The organism is Clostridium sp. AF32-12BH (genome assembly GCF_003477935.1).
Taxonomy (GTDB): Bacteria; Bacillota; Clostridia; order Lachnospirales; family Lachnospiraceae; genus Brotaphodocola.
This window is the reverse complement of record NZ_QUEH01000019.1, coordinates 21,603-35,950: the sequence shown is the minus strand read 5'-3', so window position 1 is coordinate 35,950 and position 14,348 is coordinate 21,603. Positions and strand designations below refer to the sequence as shown.

Genomic DNA, 14,348 nt, shown 5'->3' with positions numbered 1-14,348 from the left:
GGAGACCGGCTCCGAAGGGCTTTCTTTTGTGCTTTGTATACAAAGAACGCTGTTTCTGTATTTTTTCTCGCATCAATCTGTCATGATTTACATCTCATCTTTTACATATCCAGCCAGATTGTAGGCATGATCGGATACACGTTCCAGATTGCTGATGATATCGAGGAAGACGACACCTGCCGATGCATTGCACTCGCCTGCTGACAAACGCTCGATGTGTTTTTCGCGGAGTTCTTCTTCCTGGCTGTCGACATCGTCCTCGTACTGGCTAACTTTTCGTACTGCCTCCATATTTCCATTCTGTCTCGCATCGATGGCATACTGGAACGATTTTAATACGCTGTCACTGATCGAACGCAAATCATCCGATCCGGTAGTGGAAAACTGAAGTCTGTGTTCCACCATATACTGAGCCTGCTCCGCCAGGTTTTCCGCATGGTCACCGATACGCTCGATATCGCTGACACTGTAGAATAAGTTGTTTACAACCTTCTTCTGTTTCTCGGTCAGGGAAAGATTGTCTACCTTGATCAGGTATTCTGTCAGCATCTTTTCCATGTTGTTGATGGTCTGCTCCACCTTAAATACGGTTTCCACCTCATCGGAGTTCACCGTCAGGACTGCATCAATGGCGCGTGTTACATTTTCATAGGTGATCTGGCCCATATGGACTACTTCAAGGGCAGCTGTCTCAACGGCAAAGGCCGGAGACTCAAAAATACGCTCATCCAGATGCTTGAGGGTTGCAGCTGTTTCTGCATCTTCCACAACCGGTTCTTTTTCTTCTTTCTCTTTCACAACGATACCGGAGATTTTTACCAGTACATCTGCAAATGGGAACAGCAGCGTTGTCATGGACAGGTTAAAGATCGTATGGAAGATAGAAATCTGTACCGCATTGATATTCGCCGCCGCAAAAGCCGGACGCAGACTGAAAAAGATAAAACCAATGGTTCCAAACACAATCGCACCGATCACGTTGAAAGTCAGATGCATAACCGCTGCACGCTTTGCGGTACGGGAACCTCCCATACTGGACAGCATTGCTGTTACACAGGAACCAATGTTCTGGCCAAGGGTAATATAGATTGCTGCATTGGTCGTTACGATCCCGTTCATGGCCAGAGTCTGCAAAATACCGACAGAAGCAGATGAACTCTGTAACAGTGCAGTAACCAGTGCACCGATCAGCATACCCAGAAGCGGGTTTCCGCCAAGAACCTCAAACGCTTTTGCAAAGATCGGGGCATCGGTATACGGACTTATGGAACCAGACATAAAATCCAGACCAATGAACAAAAGTCCAAGACCGATCATAATCTCGCCGACCATCTTTTTCTTCTGACTTTTCGCAAAAACCAGAAGCAAAGCTCCGATTCCAATGATCGCCGGTGCATAAAAACTCGGCTTCATAACTTCAAATGCATCTCCGAGCTGGCTCATGGATACGATCCATGCGGTGATGGTGGTACCGATATTAGCACCCATGATCACGCCGACCGCCTGGGACAGGTTTAAAACGCCTGCACTTACAAAACCGACTACCATAACCGTTGTAGCACCACTGGACTGGATGATCGCCGTGATTAACGCACCCAGAGCCACGGCCAGGAAGCGGTTATTTGTGAGCATTCCAAGGAAACTGCTCATTTTGCTTCCTGCTGTCTTCTGCATGCCGTCTGCCATGATATTCATGCCATAAAGGAACATGCCGAGACCTCCAAGGAAACTAAACCCGTTTGAAATGTCGCTGATTGACATACTCTCCTCCTCGTCTCGCGTACTTTTTCTCTTTATTCTCTTCAGTCCGCAAACAATTTAATCATACCATACTGCTACCTGCATTTCCAACCATTTTTAAAATTTAACTAAATTTTGGATAAATAGTATGTAAAAATGCCTGCCGCAGCATCTGCGACAGGCATTCTCAACGAAATATTGCAAAAGAATTGTGAAAACCTCAGCATTCCTGTTAATGTACCATCCGATCCGTTTTGATCAATGATCCGCTGCATAGGCAGCTACAGCTGCCATTACAGCCTGGTTACTGTTCCAGACATTGCCAAACTCGCTGACCGGCATCGGGCAGGCAACACTTCCTACCTCAATCGTCAGACTTGGAATCGGATTGTCTTTGATCTGGACATAGTCCTTGAAACCACCCTTTCCGCTGCTTGCATTGATCTGATATCCGGAAAGTCCGGTTACCAGATCAGCGAGCGCCTTAGACCCGGCTGATACTTTGTTTCCCGCAAAATCCCAGTAAACTAGGTTTCCCATACTGTGATAACTGATAGTAAGTGCCCAGTTTCTGGAATTGGCAAGATTCGCAAGCGCCTGGCTCTCCGGCTCAGAAAGTGCGCTGGTTCCTTTGTAGTTTGCGTAAGAAGCATGGGACGGACCGGTCGTGATACTTTCCCACAATGCCGGGAAATTCTGATTTAAGTCCACGCCACGCCCATTTGCTTTCCACAAATTCAAATAGCGGCCAAATTCCTGGCTGGTACGTCCGTCCGCCTTATCCTGCGCATAACACTGATTTACAATCTGACGCAGGTCAGAAGAACGGAGCGCTGACACGCCAAACTGGCTGATGGTGATTCCATCCGGATTCACCATCGGCACTATGTGGACTGCCACACCGTCCAGAATACCAGAAAGGCTCCGCCCCTGATAAGTTCCGCTGTCATAAAAAGCCAGCAGATGTTCCGCCTGTTTCATGACCAGAAGCGGCGTCATGTACTCCCGCGCATGAATTCCCGCATGGATCAGCACATGTTTCGACGCATTCAGATTCCCGATCACCATCTCATAAAGAGCCCGTCCATCCAGGCTCGTTCCTATGGTATTCACCTGCAGATGGTTTCCGTAGCGTTCTTTCAGCGTGTTGATGTCACGGCTCATCTGGTCATAACTGTATTTTTCGACAACTTTCACAACTGGGTTCTGAAGCTGTCCTGCAAAAGAAAGATTTCCATTTTCAACTGCCGATGGAATCATCACGCCGCCCGGACCTGCTGCAATGCCAACCGCCGCTCCGCTTCCCACCGTGATCACCCCGGAGGAAGGTCCTGTCTGCGTGCCGGCCGTGACCGTCTGGTTTACAGACGCACCTCCGCCTGCTATTACGGCAGTGCTGCCCGCTGTCTGGCTTCCTGCCGTCACAGTTGCGCTTCCTGCTGCCTGGTTTCCGGCTGTGACACTGCCACTGCCCGCTGTCGAATTCCCGGCTGTCTGGCTTCCTGCCGTCACAGTACTGCTTCCGCTTTGTGCTTCCGATGCAGCCGGTGCTTCCGTCACCGCAGACGCTGTATCCTGGTTTCCTGTCCCGGTCATCTCACCGGGCGCTGATGTAAGTCCTGCCGGATCGGTTCCCATGGATGCAGGACCGTCCGCGTAAGTCATAAAAGCACTACTGGCTACCATAAAGGCAGCCAGAGCACCTGTAAAATATCTTTTACAGTTCATAATTTAGTTTTCACTTTCCTTTTTTGCAAGGTCGCCCGGCTTCATGCTGAGGCTGATCTTGCCCATTTTGTCAACGTCAAGAACCTTAACGGTTACCATATCACCGATATTTACAACATCTTCCACTTTCTCTACGCGCTTGTCGGAAAGTCTGGAGATGTGAATCATACCATCTTTCTTCGGCTTCAGCTCGACGAAAGCACCAAACGGCATAATGCGGACAACCTTACCGGTCATAACCTGACCCGGCTCAATGTCGGTTACAATGCTCTTGATGATGCTCTTTGCTTTCTCGATCATCTCTTTGTCGGTACCACAGATTGCTACGTTGCCTTCCTCAGAAATGTCGATCTTCACGCCGGTCTCCTCGATGATCTTGTTGATCACGCAGCCCTGCTTACCAACCACATCGCCGATCTTCTGCGGATCAATGCTGATCTGGTCGATCTTCGGAGCATATTTGCCAACTTCTTTTCTTGGCTCAGAGATTGCCGGCTTCATGCAGGTATCCATGATGAAGAGTCTTGCCTCGCGACATCTTGCGATCGCACCCTCTACGATCGGTCTGGTCAGACCATGGATCTTGATATCCATCTGGATTGCAGTGATACCGTCGGTGGTACCGGTTACCTTAAAGTCCATATCGCCGAAGAAATCCTCAAGGCCCTGGATATCGGTTAAGAGAACGAAATCATCGTCGGTCTCACCGGTAACAAGACCGCAGGAAATGCCTGCTACCATCTTCTTGATCGGCACGCCTGCTGCCATTAAGGACATGCAGGAAGCACAGGTGGATGCCATGGAGGTAGAACCGTTGGACTCGAAAGTCTCGGATACGGTACGGATTGCGTACGGGAACTCTTCCTCGGACGGCAGTACCGGAACCAGGGCACGCTCAGCCAGTGCGCCATGACCGATCTCACGGCGTCCCGGTCCTCTGGATGGCTTGGTCTCACCTACAGAGTAGGACGGGAAGTTATAATGATGCATGTAGCGCTTGGATACTTCGTTCTCATCCAGGCCATCTAACTTCTGCTGCTCAGACAGCGGAGCCAGGGTACATACGTTGCAGATCTGGGTCTGTCCACGGGTAAACATTGCGGAACCATGTACACGCGGGATCAGGTCAACCTCTGCTGCCAGCGGACGGATCTGGGTGATCTCACGGCCATCCGGTCTCTTGTGGTCTTTTAAGATCATCTTGCGGACGGTCTTCTTCTGGTACTGGTAAACAGCCTCGCCAAGCACTGCAAGCCACTCTTCGTTGTCTGCAAATGCCTCTTCGAGTTTCTCGGTGATCTGACGGATGTTCTCCTCACGGGTCTGCTTGTCATCGGTGAAGACAGCCTCTTCCATCTGCTCCGGAGTTACGATCTCCTTGATCGCTGCAAACAGCTCTTCCGGAATCGCACAGCTCTCGTAGCTGTGTTTTGCCTTGCCGCACTCTGCCACAATGGTGTCGATGAATTTAATGATCTCCTGATTGATCTCATGAGCCTTGTAAATAGCCTCGATCATCTTTGCTTCCGGGATCTCGTTTGCGCCAGCCTCGATCATGATGACCTTCTCACGGGTAGATGCTACGGTTAAGTTTAAATCGCCCTGTTTCCACTGAGCCTGGGTCGGGTTGATGATAAACTCGCCATCGATCATGCCAACCTGGGTCATGGCACACGGACCATCAAACGGGATGTCAGAAATGCAGGTTGCGATTGCAGCGCCTAACATTGCAACTAACTCCGGACGACACTCCGGATCTACGCTCATAACCATGTTGTTCAAGGTTACATCGTTGCGGTAATCCTTCGGGAACAGCGGTCTCATCGGACGGTCGATGACGCGGGAAGTCAGGATTGCATTCTCAGATGCCTTTCCCTCTCTCTTGTTGAAGCCTCCCGGGATCTTTCCTACAGAGTATAATTTTTCTTCATATTCTACGCTTAACGGGAAGAAATCAATGCCGTCTCTCGGTTTATCAGATGCCGTAGCGGTAGATAATACGGTGGTATCGCCATAATGCATAAATGCTGCGCCGTTTGCCTGCTTTGCAACTCTGTTTACATCCACAGTCAGGGTTCTTCCGGCAAGTTCCATACTAAAACTTTTGTACATGGGTTGTCTCCTTTTCTCTTTCATTCTATATATTCACAGAAGGCTCCGAAACTACTGCTCTGTACACAAAGGAAATGCATCGTTCTATCGGGCTGACATGCCTTGTGTATACAGCAGCGGCTTCGGGATATACCTTCCAGAAAATATCCAGGTAACTCAGAACGTTTTTCGCTCCATGCAGCCCGCCGAATCTGCCACTGGCAGTTTTCTTCCGGTGCATGGCAGTAAAAAACAAAAGGGTGGAGATGACCTCTCCACCCTAACGTCCTAATTACTTTCTGATGCCTAACTTTTCAATCAGTGCACGATAGCCTTCCAGGTCGGTTTTCTTTAAGTAGTCAAGAAGACCACGTCTCTGACCTACCATCTTTAACAGACCACGTCTGGAATGATGATCCTTCTGATTGCTCTTTAAATGCTCAGTCAGCTCTGCGATTCTTGCAGTCAGGATTGCGATCTGAACCTCTGGTGAACCGGTATCTCCTGCTTTTCTGCCGTACTCAGCGATGATTGCTGCTTTCTTTTCCTTTGAAATCATGTTGATTTCCTCCTTAAAAATAATATACTCACCGTAAACCAGGTCATTGGTTGGAGTTATCCAAACGACTGGGTCCCGGCGCTAACTCATACCGGACTATAATAGCATATCCGTTTTCCTGTGTCAACTCGTTTTTATAAATAGTTTCTGTGCCAGACCGCATGCGCAAACAGAACTATAAATAGTTCTGATGCACAACCAGAGCCAGCAAAATGCCAAGTGCTGCTCCCGCTGCTACCTGAAGCGGTGTATGTCCGACAAATTCCTTCAGCCGCTTCTGGATTTCCTGATTATTTAAGTTAAACCAGTCCTGCTCCATGATCAGGTTCAGCAATTTTGCCTGCTTTCCTGTCTCCTGACGGACCCCGATGGCATCGTACATGACAACCGCAGCCAGAATAAAACTGATGGCAAACTGGAACGAATCCACTCCATAGCAAAGTCCTGCCGCAGTCGTAAGCCCGCAGACCGTTGCAGAGTGCGAACTCGGCATGCCGCCGGATCCGACAAGGCGTTCCGGAGTAAAGCTTTTATTCAAGCCAAAATCGATAAGTGTTTTTAAAACCTGAGCAACCGTCCAGCCCACAATGGCGCTGATCAGTACTTCGTTACTCAGCAGTTTATCCCAAAATCCCATGTTGTAATCCTGCTTTCCTTTTTCGTTTTGTTGCTGTGCACGCAGACGTTTGCATTGGATCTTTCACAACCGCCTGTCGGGAACGTTCCTTTCCTGCGCAGGCAAACACTTGGGATCAATAGCCAATCAGCCAGTCATAAAGTTCCTGGTATTTGCATGCTGACTGCTGCCAGGAGAAATCTGCTGCCATGGCACGGTCAATGATCTTGTTCCATTCCCGCTTTTTACTGTAGTAGATATACTTTGCATAGCGAACGGTATCTAACATCTCGTGTGCATTATAATTTGAGAAAGAGAATCCGGTTCCGCGGCTCTCATACTCATTATAAGGCTCTACCGTATCCTTCAGGCCACCGGTCTCGCGCACGATCGGCACAGTGCCGTAGCGGAGTGCCATCAGCTGGCTTAAGCCACACGGCTCAAACAAAGACGGCATAAGGAATGCGTCACAGCCTGCATAAATCTTATGGGACATCTCGTTGGAATAATAAATCTGCGCCGATACACGGTCATGATATTTCCAGTCATAATGACGGAACATGTTCTCGTATTTTTCGTCGCCGGTTCCCAGTACTACCAGCTGCATGTCATCGCTGCAGAGTTCATCCATCACACACTGAACCAGATCCAGACCTTTCTGGTCAGTCAGTCTGGAAACAATGCCGACCATGAATTTCTTTTCATCCACAGGAAGTCCCAGCTGTGCCTGGAGCTGCTTTTTGTTTTTCACTTTTTCCTTGCGGAAATTCTTTGCATTATATGGCTGTACGATCAGTTTATCGGTCGCCGGATTAAACTCTTCATAGTCGATTCCGTTTACGATACCGCGCAGATCGCCGGAACGGGCACGCATCAGACCATCCAGACCCTCGCCATAAAACGGCATCTTGATTTCCTCTGCATAGGTCTGGCTTACGGTGGTAACAGCATCTGCAAATACAATCCCGCCCTTTAGCATGTTTCCGTCTTTGTATGCTTCCAGCTTATCCGGTGTAAAGTAATAATCCGGCAGCATGGAAAATCGCTGGATGGTCTTAACATCCCAGACCCCCTGGAATTTTAAGTTGTGGATCGTCATAACGGATTTCATGTTTGCAAAAAACTCTCCGCCGCGGAAACGGTCCTTTAAGTAAACCGGGATCAGACCAGTCTGCCAGTCGTGACAATGGACTACATCCGGTTTAAAACCGATAACCGGGAGTGCGGATAATGCCGCGTTGCAGAAGAAAGAAAACTTCTCCAGATCATACAGCCAGTCACCATATGGCTTCGGACCGCCAAAGTAGGATTCATTGTCAATAAAATAAAAGGTAATGCCGTCATAGACATATTCCATGATTCCCACATAACGGCTCTGTCCCAGATAATCCATATAAAAATGGTCAATATAGGTCATTTCATTGCGCCATTTTTCCGGGATACACAAATATTTTGGTATCATAACCCTGACATCGAAGTACTCCTTGTCAAAGCATTTTGGCAAAGAACCAACCACATCAGCGAGTCCTCCTGTCTTGATAAATGGAACTGCTTCTGATGCGACAAATAATATGTTCTTCATACGAACCCCTCCTCTGCACCAGTCTGCCCCCAAGCGGACTGTCTTACTTATCAGTATACATGATTTATACCGTTTTAGGAAGTAAAATCTTTATGAAACTTTGATTTGATTTTTACTTATTTACAAATCTCCTTTTTTGTAAAATTTCAGGCGCAAGGCAGGTTTTCTCAAAAGATCACAGAGCCCGTTTATAATCCAGACGGATCTTATCTGTGATCAGTGCAATAAATTCTGAGTTCGTAGGTTTTCCTTTTCCGCTGTTTACCGTATAACCAAAAATCTCGTGGATCATCTCCAGCTGTCCGCGGCTCCACGCCACCTCAATGGCATGACGGATTGCCCGTTCCACACGGCTCGCCGTAGTTCCATGCTTCTTTGCGATCGTGGGATACAAAACCTTGGTCACGGAAACCAGCATATCCTGTTCTTCTACGGAAATCGTAATCGCATCCCGCAGATACTGATATCCTTTGATATGAGCTGGTATTCCAATCTCGTGAAGCAGCTGTGTGACATCATCTTCCAGGTTCTGACGCAGGTAATCTCCTTTATTTATATGATTCAGGTAAGCTTCTGCCGGTTTTTCCCGCACGGAAGATACCATTCTGGAACGGAAACGCTCCTCCGCAACCAGACGGATCTTGTCGAGAAGAACTTCCCGGTCAAACGGCTTTAAGATATAGTAACTGGCTCCATTCCGAAATGCTGCCGATGCCACAGTCTCATTTCCCGCAGCAGTTACCATAATGATGGAAGGCATATCTTTTCCGCCTTTTGCCGCACGAACCTTCTCCAGCACGGTAATCCCATCCAGCTTTGGCATAATCACATCCAGAAGAACAATATCCGGATTTTTCTCCATGATCATCTGATAGGCATCTTCTCCATTGTCTGCTTTCCCGACCACATGGAACCCTTCTTCTGCTTCCAGTATACTGCTCAGTAATTCCAACATTAACGGGTTATCTTCTGCAATCGCAATATTTAATTCTGCCATGATCCATTCCTCCTGTCCCCAAATCCGACATACCATCTATATGACGGATAGTTACACAATTTGTATTATACACGCCGTCTTTGCAAGGGAACAACCAGGTCCTGGCGCACCATTCGACGCTTCCCGCATAATTCGACAAACGCTCAGAATCATCTTATGCAGCGTTTTTGCAGTCGCTCCGCCGTTTGTTTTCCAGACATGTCTGCATTTCATCTCAGACAGACCGCCTTGCATGTTCGGCTTTCCTACTTTATGACGAATGAATCCTGTCAGATATAACGCTTTGTGGAGAATTTTTTTCATATTTTTACAACGTTTCCAAGTTAAACAAAAAAGCGCCGCATTGCTGCAGCGCTTTTTACCTGGAATTATTCTGTTATGTTGCGTCGTCTTCTACCGATGAACAGCCTGCCCCCCGCAGATTTGCCGCCTGCAGGATCTCCGCATTCAGGGCGTTATCCTCCGCGCAGAGGAAACGCATACCGTTTAGGATGGAAGCACGCTCCGGCGCATCCGCAGGCACTTCGCTATGTACCCGGTCGATCACAGTTGCAAGGTTAGACAGGAAGAAAGGACGAGTCAGCACACCGTCTACACCGCCGTTTTCCGCAATCCCGGAAAGATACTCCCGTTCTTCGTAATCGCATCAGTAAAGCAGCAGTGCGTTTCCTGTTTTGTTCCGCAGCCGGTGCAGATTTCCGGCAAGCGTATCGTCCTTGAGACAACTGCCCAATAAAGCAATGTCCACCGGATTCTTCCGCAGTAATTCGTTCGCCTCCGTTTCGGATTTTGCAAGCAGCAGGGTAATTTCTGTTTTTTTGAATGCTGCCTGTGCATTCTCAATGAAAGATTTCTCATCGGTAATCAGCAGCAGCAGCCTTGTTGTCGTGTTCACCAGCTGTACTGTATTCGTAGCGACATAAGCGGATGGCACAAGAAACAGCAGCGTCCATTCGAAATTTTCCATCTGGTACAGTACATAATAATATTCCTGTCCATTCAGAATGACATTGGAATAAGCCACTCCGGTTTCCCGCATCGTCTGCAAAGTGCTGTCAAACGATGCATCGTGCAAATACTGCATATCCCGAAGCACGGAAAAGACATGAAATCAAAATTGATTTCCGGATAGTACTTGTGCACGACCTCGATGAATGCGTTCACATCACGGAACGGACTGCATATGCTGAGCGGTTCATGGACGCCACTGTCAAAATCACCGGCAGCACCAGGACTGGCCTTGCCGCCGCGGCCAGACACCAAGGACAGCACACAGACAACCGCCAGCAATACACCCGGAATCTTCTTTTTCTTCATCGCTCTGGTCTCTTTCTATTATAAATCTTAAATAAGTTCATTATAGCGGGCAATTGCGTGATTTACAAGGAAATCTTTCCAATTTCCAGGACGATCCAAAGCTGTCATTCCTAATGAGCACACATATTTTCCATAAAAATTCCGTACCCTTTTGTCGGATCATTCACAAATACATGCGTCACTGCCCCGACCAGTTTCCCGTTCTGGAGGATCGGACTGCCGCTCATCCCCTGCACAATCCCACCCGTAAGGCGCAACAGCCGTTCATCGGTCACCTGAAATACCAGGCTCTTGTTTTCCCGCGCCGGACTGTAATCAACCCGCTGGATCTCTATCTCATAATCGCAGGCACTTCCCGAAACATAGCTGCGGATCCAGGCCTTGCCCTTTTTTACGTCCTGCCGGTGTCCCACCTCAACCGGCTGTTCCAATATCTTCTGACGAAATTTTTCATCCACTGTTCCGAATATCCCGCAATCGGTATTTTGATCCACACTTCCCAGCCTGGATCCGGGACCGTAGTAGATGACACCGGCCATCACCCCAGGATTTCCGGCACTTCCTTTCTCTATTCCCAGAATTTCGGTCTCGTACAGCACCCCGTTCTCAATCTCTACCACCCGCCCAGTATCACTGTCACTGATCCCGTGCCCCAGTGCACCAAAGCTTCCATCTTCCTCTAAGTACGTCATGGTGCCGATCCCCTGGGTATCATCCCGCACCCAGGCACCCAGTTTGCGGCTCCCGTCCTCTGTTTTTACCGTATCCACAGACAGCTCCAGTTCCTTTCCGGCCCGCCGTACCCGCAAAAGTGCCTCACTCTCGCCCATATGGTTTAAGTTTGTGACCAGAGCTTCTTTGTCCGAAAGCGGCTGCCCATTGATTGCCTCAATGTAATCACCGGACTGCAAAATTCCGTAAGCTGGTTCTGCCTCTTTCCCGTTTTCATCCGTCACTTTTCCGGTTCCAACCACCAGAATTCCGTTGGATTTCAAATAGATTCCCACTGGCATGCCACAGGGAACTGCATAGCAGGTATCCTCCACGTCCACACTGATCTGCTTAAAGGGAATTGCTCCAAACAGCTTCAGACCCAAACGGAACTGACCTTCTTTTTCCGCATAGAGAGAGAATTCCTGGTCCGGTCGGATCCGGATCTCGTCCTGTGGGATGCCGGAATCTCCCTTTAGTACGACCGCCTCGCTCTCACTCAGTATGGTAGTATAAAAAGGCAGATCCAGCACCATAGATTCTTCCTCTCCCTCTGCAATGCTGAAATGTTCCGGGATCTGGTGTTCGGTATAATACCAGCCATATCCCGCTGTAAAGACCAGACTGCTCCAGAATACTGCGTTAAGAATCCGGTAAAAGTAACTTCCTGCCCTGTGTGTTTTTCGCATTCCACATTCCTCCTGTCCGTTGTCTCACCTGCCGTCTGTTTCATTCCTGTATCATGGAACCTAATTACCGATTTTCTATGAAACAAAGAAAAAAGGAGCCTTTTGTAAGCTCCTTTCTAGTATGTGTGCCGAATAGAAAAATCACACTGTCAGTTTTTAGTTGCAAACATCTTACCTGTACTTCTTTGTCTGCTTAGCCAGTTTTTTCATCTCGCTGGCATTCTGAAGCACCGCATCCGTAATCTGGACGCCGCCGAGAAGTCTCGCCAGTTCCGTGACCGTCTCATCTTCTTTTAAACGGTTGATCCTGGTTTTTGTGCTTTCCCCGTCTGTTGATTTTTTAATTTCAAAATGACAGTCTGCCATTGCCGCGATCTGCGGAAGATGCGTGATACAGATCACCTGGTGGTTTCTGGAGATCACTGCCAGTTTTTCCGCAACTTTCTGTGCCGTGCGACCGCTGATTCCCGTGTCGATCTCATCGAAGATCAGGGTCGGAATATCATCGCTGTCTGCTAACACCGTCTTGATTGCCAGCATGATACGGGAAAGTTCACCGCCGGACGCCACCTGGGCGAGCGACCGCTCCGGTTCTCCGGGGTTTGTGGAAATGACAAATTCCGCCTCATCAAATCCATTCGCCGTATAGTGAGGCAGCCGCTTAAATTCCATCGAGAAACGCACATCCAGGAAGTTTAAGTCAATCAGTCCCTCGCGGATCTTTTCCGTCAGTTTTCTCGCTTCTTCCCTGCGGACTTTCGACAATTTTGCACTCACTGTCTCCAGTTTTTCTTCTGTCTTTTTGTATTCCTGTTCCATTCTGGCGCGGTACTCATCAAAATGCTCCAGCTGCTCCAGACGTTTTTTCTTTTCTTCCAGGGATTTCTGGATCTTTTCTATATTTTCTCCATATTTTGCCTGCAGCCCGCGGATCAGATCAAGACGCTCTTTCGTTTCCTGAAACGATGCTTCATCAAAATCAAGTTGTCCTAAGTATTCCCCGATTGCATGATGGGCATCCGCTAACACCGCCTCCGCATCGTAAAGCTGATCCTTGATTGCTTTTAATTCCGGGTCAAATTCTGCCACCTCGCTGACCTCATGCAGGGCATTTCCCACACTTTCCGAATCCACCGCGCGGTATGCAGCCGAAAGGTTTTCGATGATCCGCTTTGCATTTGCATATTTTTTATAATTTGCCGCAAGAAATTCCTCTTCCCCTTCTTTTAATCCGGCATTTTCAATCTCTTCGATCTCAAAGCGCAGAAAATCAGCCTCTCTTCTGCGGCTTTCACTGTCCGTAACAAGCTGATCCAATTCTTTCTTAAGGGAAGTATATTCTTTATAAAGAGACTCTGTCTGCAATTTCAGCTCAAGAACACGGGATTTTGCGTAGGTATCCAGAATTTCCAGATGTTTTGATGCGTGAAGCAAAGACTGATGCTCATGCTGTCCATGAATATCGATCAGAAGAGACGTGATCTGTTTTAACCTGGCCGCCGTAACCGTCTCATCGTTAATACGGCTCATACTGCGGGATGCCATGATCTTGCGGCTGATGATCAGGATGCCGTTTTCATCCGGTACGACATCCAGTGCCCGGAGCGCTTCTTTTTTTTGCGGATCCACCAAAAACACGAGTTCCACATACGCATATTCCGCGCCGTTTCGGATCATCTCCTTCGAAGCCTTCTGGCCAAGCGCCAGGTTGACTGACCCGATCATGATGGACTTTCCTGCACCGGTCTCACCGGTCAGGATATTTAAGCCATCTTCCAGTTCCACATCTGCCGCCTCGATCAGCGCCAGATTTTTTACATGCAGTTCCAAAAGCATTGCCGCCCCTCCTTTTGCCTATCGGGCCAAGATCAGTTTTTTCAGTTTATCCATTAAAAGGATCGTGTCATCCACGCTGCGAACCGCACACATGATGGTGTCATCTCCAGCGATGCAGCCAACGATCTCATGAAAATGGATCTCATCCAGTGCTGCTGCCACTGCCATTGCCATGCCGGACACCGTCTTGATCACAAGGATATTCTGTGCCATATCCATAGAAACATATCCATCTTTTAAGATGCGGATATATTTGTCACTGAAAGCCGCCTGGTTCTGCATGACCATATAGCGCTGCCGTCCGTTTTCCGACTGGACTTTGGTTAGTTTCAGTTCCCGGATATCCCTGGAAACGGTAGCCTGGGTCACCTTATACCCTTCCTGATTCAGGCGCTCTGCCAGTTCTTCCTGGGTTTCAATCTCATATTTTCCGATCAGTTCCACAATTTTGCTGTGACGTTCCAGTTTCATCTGTTCCCTCC

13 protein-coding genes are annotated in these 14,348 nt (G+C 48.4%); all 13 read right to left on the bottom strand.

Annotation, left to right across the window (positions count from 1 at the left end; genetic code table 11):
• Positions 1 to 87: 87 nt before the first annotated feature.
• Positions 88 to 1,761 carry a Na/Pi cotransporter family protein gene (locus tag DWZ40_RS16425; RefSeq protein WP_118543951.1) on the bottom strand — a complete coding sequence of 558 codons (1,674 nt, stop codon included), beginning with the start codon at positions 1,759 to 1,761 and terminating at the stop codon, positions 88 to 90.
• Between the two features lie 237 nt (positions 1,762 to 1,998).
• The gene (locus DWZ40_RS16420) at positions 1,999 to 3,468 is read right to left on the bottom strand and encodes a M14 family zinc carboxypeptidase (RefSeq protein ID WP_118543950.1); all 1,470 of its coding nucleotides are present in this window, start codon (positions 3,466 to 3,468) and stop codon (positions 1,999 to 2,001) included.
• A 3-nt stretch (positions 3,469 to 3,471) separates the two neighbouring features.
• The gene (locus DWZ40_RS16415) at positions 3,472 to 5,580 is read right to left on the bottom strand and encodes a polyribonucleotide nucleotidyltransferase (RefSeq protein ID WP_118543949.1); all 2,109 of its coding nucleotides are present in this window, start codon (positions 5,578 to 5,580) and stop codon (positions 3,472 to 3,474) included.
• 271 nt (positions 5,581 to 5,851) lie between these two features.
• Complete coding sequence (rpsO, locus tag DWZ40_RS16410; protein WP_118530908.1) at positions 5,852 to 6,118, bottom strand: 30S ribosomal protein S15; 267 nt, start codon at positions 6,116 to 6,118, stop codon at positions 5,852 to 5,854.
• 175 nt (positions 6,119 to 6,293) lie between these two features.
• Entirely contained in the window at positions 6,294 to 6,755 is a 462-nt protein-coding gene (locus DWZ40_RS16405) for a divergent PAP2 family protein (protein WP_118543948.1), read from the bottom strand.
• A gap of 115 nt (positions 6,756 to 6,870) precedes the next feature.
• Positions 6,871 to 8,316 carry a glycogen synthase GlgA gene (gene glgA, locus DWZ40_RS16400; protein ID WP_118543947.1) on the bottom strand — a complete coding sequence of 482 codons (1,446 nt, stop codon included), beginning with the start codon at positions 8,314 to 8,316 and terminating at the stop codon, positions 6,871 to 6,873.
• Positions 8,317 to 8,491: 175 nt separating this feature from the next.
• Positions 8,492 to 9,313 (bottom strand): sporulation transcription factor Spo0A, encoded by an 822-nt coding sequence (spo0A, locus tag DWZ40_RS16395; protein WP_118543946.1) that lies wholly within the window; start codon positions 9,311 to 9,313, stop codon positions 8,492 to 8,494.
• A gap of 376 nt (positions 9,314 to 9,689) precedes the next feature.
• Positions 9,690 to 9,899, bottom strand: coding sequence for a hypothetical protein (locus DWZ40_RS16385; RefSeq protein ID WP_118543944.1), 210 nt, complete (start codon positions 9,897 to 9,899; stop codon positions 9,690 to 9,692).
• Between the two features lie 60 nt (positions 9,900 to 9,959).
• Positions 9,960 to 10,352: a hypothetical protein gene (locus tag DWZ40_RS16380; protein ID WP_147354204.1), complete on the bottom strand. Its 393-nt coding sequence runs from the start codon at positions 10,350 to 10,352 to the stop codon at positions 9,960 to 9,962.
• A complete protein-coding gene (locus tag DWZ40_RS16375) occupies positions 10,313 to 10,630 on the bottom strand; it encodes a hypothetical protein (protein ID WP_118543942.1) in 318 nt (105 codons plus the stop codon). Before DWZ40_RS16375 ends, DWZ40_RS16380 begins: the two co-directional genes overlap by 40 nt.
• Before the next feature lie 110 nt (positions 10,631 to 10,740).
• Positions 10,741 to 12,030, bottom strand: coding sequence for a SpoIVB peptidase (spoIVB, locus tag DWZ40_RS16370; protein ID WP_118543941.1), 1,290 nt, complete (start codon positions 12,028 to 12,030; stop codon positions 10,741 to 10,743).
• A 171-nt stretch (positions 12,031 to 12,201) separates the two neighbouring features.
• On the bottom strand, positions 12,202 to 13,866 hold the full coding sequence (recN, locus tag DWZ40_RS16365; RefSeq protein WP_118543940.1) for a DNA repair protein RecN: 1,665 nt from the start codon (positions 13,864 to 13,866) through the stop codon (positions 12,202 to 12,204).
• 18 nt (positions 13,867 to 13,884) lie between these two features.
• Entirely contained in the window at positions 13,885 to 14,337 is a 453-nt protein-coding gene (argR, locus tag DWZ40_RS16360; RefSeq protein WP_118543939.1) for an arginine repressor, read from the bottom strand.
• Between the last annotated feature and the right edge of the window lie 11 nt (positions 14,338 to 14,348).

Bases quoted from the DNA above. Each gene is read 5' to 3' on its own strand.
- DWZ40_RS16425 (WP_118543951.1), bottom strand. From the start codon at position 1,761: ATGTCAATCAGCGACATTTCAAACGGGTTTAGTTTCCTTGGAGGTCTC.
- DWZ40_RS16420 (WP_118543950.1), bottom strand. From the start codon at position 3,468: ATGAACTGTAAAAGATATTTTACAGGTGCTCTGGCTGCCTTTATGGTA.
- DWZ40_RS16415 (WP_118543949.1), bottom strand. From the start codon at position 5,580: ATGTACAAAAGTTTTAGTATGGAACTTGCCGGAAGAACCCTGACTGTG.
- rpsO (WP_118530908.1), bottom strand. From the start codon at position 6,118: ATGATTTCAAAGGAAAAGAAAGCAGCAATCATCGCTGAGTACGGCAGA.
- DWZ40_RS16405 (WP_118543948.1), bottom strand. From the start codon at position 6,755: ATGGGATTTTGGGATAAACTGCTGAGTAACGAAGTACTGATCAGCGCC.
- glgA (WP_118543947.1), bottom strand. From the start codon at position 8,316: ATGAAGAACATATTATTTGTCGCATCAGAAGCAGTTCCATTTATCAAG.
- spo0A (WP_118543946.1), bottom strand. From the start codon at position 9,313: ATGGCAGAATTAAATATTGCGATTGCAGAAGATAACCCGTTAATGTTG.
- DWZ40_RS16380 (WP_147354204.1), bottom strand. From the start codon at position 10,352: ATGCGGGAAACCGGAGTGGCTTATTCCAATGTCATTCTGAATGGACAG.
- DWZ40_RS16375 (WP_118543942.1), bottom strand. From the start codon at position 10,630: ATGAAGAAAAAGAAGATTCCGGGTGTATTGCTGGCGGTTGTCTGTGTG.
- spoIVB (WP_118543941.1), bottom strand. From the start codon at position 12,030: ATGCGAAAAACACACAGGGCAGGAAGTTACTTTTACCGGATTCTTAAC.
- recN (WP_118543940.1), bottom strand. From the start codon at position 13,866: ATGCTTTTGGAACTGCATGTAAAAAATCTGGCGCTGATCGAGGCGGCA.
- argR (WP_118543939.1), bottom strand. From the start codon at position 14,337: ATGAAACTGGAACGTCACAGCAAAATTGTGGAACTGATCGGAAAATAT.